The following is a 550-nucleotide window of genomic DNA, read 5'->3' as shown; positions in this document are numbered from 1 at the left end:
TCGAGGAGATGTTGCGCCGCCATCCTGACCTCAGCGAGGGCGTTCGCCGGACAATGGAGCGGCGGATCCGTGCGTGGCGGGCCATCAATGGCGATGAGCAGGAAGTGATCTTTCGCCAGGTTCATGAGCCCGGGCGACTGGGGCTTTCCGACTTCACCAACATGAACGAACTTGAGATCACGGTCGCAGGCCAGCCGCTCGATCATTTGCTCTACCACTTCCGGCTCGCCTATTCCGGCTTCGAACACGCCCATGCCGTTCTCGGCGGCGAAAGCTTCGTGGCGCTGGCTGAAGGGCTACAGAACGCTCTCTGGTTCCTTGGCGGAGCACCGTTTTACCATCGCAGTGACAGCCTGTCGGCGGCTTTCCGCAATCTGGACGCCGATGCAAAAGAAGATCTGACGCGGCGCTACGCGGAGCTTTGCGCGCACTACCGGATGACGCCGACCCGCAACAATAAGGGTATTGCCCACGAGAACGGTGCGATTGAGAGCCCGCATGGCCACCTCAAGAATGCCATTCGCGATGCTCTCTTGCTACGCGGTACCCG

General features: G+C 60.9%; 1 pseudogene. It reads left to right on the top strand.

What is annotated here, in order from left to right:
* Nucleotides 1–550: pseudogene (locus QTL96_RS22620) on the top strand (IS21 family transposase); the annotation flags it as partial.

This window comes from Rhizobium sp. S163 (assembly GCF_030380805.1).
Taxonomy (GTDB): Bacteria; Pseudomonadota; Alphaproteobacteria; order Rhizobiales; family Rhizobiaceae; genus Rhizobium.
The sequence above is the reverse complement of the archived record's forward strand: the minus strand, read 5'-3'. Positions and strand labels throughout refer to the sequence as shown.